Source organism: Amaricoccus sp. (assembly GCF_017995835.1).
In the GTDB taxonomy this organism is placed as follows: domain Bacteria; phylum Pseudomonadota; class Alphaproteobacteria; order Rhodobacterales; family Rhodobacteraceae; genus Amaricoccus.
On the sequence record NZ_JAGOID010000208.1, the window covers coordinates 1 to 2,577 of the forward strand.

The window sequence follows — 2,577 nt, forward strand, 5'->3', positions numbered from 1 at the left end:
GGCTCACCTTCCAGCCGGGCGAGATCCGCGTCTGCACCTCGTGTCACGGACTCAACAGCCTCGACCAGTCGAGCCCGGGCAGCACCGCGCCGCAGAATCCGCCCGAAGCGCTGCGCAGCCTCCTGCAATGGTGGAAAGGCATGATCTTCGTCGCCCACTTCGAGGACGGCAACACCTCCGAGTGGTCGGTCGCCGCGCCGTAACGCAGGCGCCACCATGAACCGCCGGAACGCGACGCTCGCCGTCGGCCTAGCCGTATTTTTCGGCGGCGGAGCGATCGCGCCGGCAGGTGCGCAGACCGCGGCGACGCTCGTCGGAGTTTCCGGCTACGGCAACTTCCACGCCGCCGGCATCGTCGCCACGATCGCCGGCGACACCAACCAGAACGCGAGCCTGGCGCTCGAATGGAGAAGGGTCAGCGCGGCAAGCTTTCGCGCCGCCCAGCCGCTGATCCGCATCTCTACGACCACCTTTACTGGAAGCCTTTTTTCTCTTGCACCGGGAGGCACCTGGGAAGCGAGAGTCACTCTGGCCGACCCTGATGGGACAACTGGAACGGCGATCCAGACGACGACGTTCACGACCCGCTCGGCGATCCTCGCCGAGCCGACCGTGCAGACCTTCTACGTCGCCCCCGGCGGCGACGACGGCGGACCGGGCACTCTCGGCCAGCCGCTGGCGACGATCCAGGAGGGAGCGAATCGCGCCGCGCCGGGCACGCTGATCTGGATCGCTCCGGGGATCTATCGCGAGCGCGTCGAGCTCGCGGTATCAGGTACGGATGCGCAGCCGATCGTCTTCCGCGGCAGCGCGCCGGGCGCGATCCTCGACGGCGCCGACGCCGCCATCGCGCAAGGGGTGACGTGGACCGGCGAGGGGGGCGGCGTCTACGCCCGCACGCTCGGATTTCCGACCGGCCATGTCGTCAGTGAGCTCGGCCGCCTCTTCCGCTACGACACCCTGGCCGACCTCCAGGCGCTGCCGACCGGCGCCCCGGGCGGCTACTTCTTCGACGGCACGACGCTGCGCGTCCGCTTCAGCGACAACTCTTCGCCGGCGGCGCACACGATGCAGGTGGGCCGGCTCGAAGAGGGCATCGTTCTCGACGGACGGAGCTTCGTGCGCATCGAGAACCTGGAGCTCCGCCACTACGGCGCCGGCGACTACGGCAAAGGGATCTACCTGCGCTACAGCTCGGATTGCGCGGTCCGGTCGTGCCGAATCCACGAGGTCGGCGCCGCCGGTGTCTGGGTGAAGGGCGGCGAGCGCAATCTGATCGAGCACAACGAGATCTGGGACACGTCGATCTTCGCCTGGCCGTGGGACTGGACGAAGGGGAGCTCGGCCGAGAACAACGGCGTGCTGTTCACCGACGAGATCGGGCGCGGCAACGTCGTGCGCCGCAACCTCGTCCACGGCACCTTCAACGGCGTCGGCCCCTGCGGCGGAAGCGCGCCGCCGGCGGGCATCACCAACGAGACCGACCTCTACGAGAACGTCCTCTGGCAGCATACAGACGACGCCTTCGAGCCCGAGGGCTATTGCTCCAACATCCGGCTGTGGGGCAATGCCATCGAGGACGTCCACATGGCGTTCGCCGTCGCGCCGGCCTCGCCTGGGCCGACCTGGATCGTGCGCAATGTCGCCTACGATTTCGGCAACACCCGCACCAGCCAAGTGGACGGATACCTCGCGAGCGCGCTCAAGATCAACAGCGGCTATCCGGAGCCGGTCGGACCGGTGCTGCTGTTGCACAACACGTTTCTCTCCACTGCACCGGGGACGGCGGCGCTCACCCTGCTCAATCCCGGCGTTAGCACCTTCCTCCGCGCCCGCAACAACCTCTTCGCCGCGCCGGCCGAGGCGATCTACAAGGTGAATCCGGTCGTCCTCGACTTCGATCGCGACGATCTCTTCCGCGCGACCGCCGGACGGCTCGCCTACTGGATGGGCTCGTCGTACGCGACCCTGGCAGCGCTGCAGAGTGCGACAGGGCAGGAGCCGTCGGGACTCTCGGTTGCGCCAGCGCTCGCCGATCCCGCGGCCGGCGATTTCACGCCGCTCGCCGCGAGCCCCCTGGTCGGTGCGGCGCTCCTGCTGCCTGGCGTCAACGACGGCGGCGCCGGCGCCGCGCCCGATCTGCCCGATATTGGCGCCATCGAGCGCTCGCACCTCTTCGCCGACGACTTCGAAGAGGCGACGGCCGGCCGCTGGTCGGCCGTCGCTCCCTGACTCAGGACCCGGGCTGCGGGCTGTTCGCGACGCTCTCCGCCGCGCCGGAGCGCCCGCGGCCTACGCCACGCGTCAGCCACATGCCGATCGTGAGCAGGACGAAGAGCGCTACCGAGCCGACGAGCAGCGCGGTCTCCTCGAGGCCGATGAGCAGGAACAACCCGGAGTAGAGGGCGGTGAGGATCGCGCCGAGGACCGCAGCGCGCCGCGCATTGCCTAGCAGAGCCCGCGCGTAGAGGGCGATCTGCAGGGTCGTCGCCGCCGCGGCGGCGAGATAGGCGGGGGTGAAGCCGGCGCGCTCCGAAAGCGACAACAGCAGCAGGTAGAAGATGCACAGCGCACCGC

The 2,577-nt window shown here is 69.2% G+C and carries 3 protein-coding genes; 2 read left to right on the forward strand and 1 reads right to left on the reverse strand.

Annotated features, from left to right (window positions below):
• Positions 1-203: hypothetical protein (locus KBA23_RS16770; RefSeq protein WP_290743397.1), on the forward strand; the 203-nt coding region annotated here is incomplete at its 5' end.
• 13 nt (positions 204-216) lie between these two features.
• Positions 217-2,232, forward strand: a complete 2,016-nt coding sequence (locus KBA23_RS16775) for a right-handed parallel beta-helix repeat-containing protein (RefSeq protein ID WP_290743399.1) — start codon at positions 217-219, stop codon at positions 2,230-2,232.
• 1 nt (position 2,233) lies between these two features.
• Here the strand turns inward: KBA23_RS16775 and KBA23_RS16780 are convergent.
• Positions 2,234-2,577: inner membrane CreD family protein (locus KBA23_RS16780; protein WP_290743401.1), on the reverse strand; the 344-nt coding region annotated here is incomplete at its 5' end.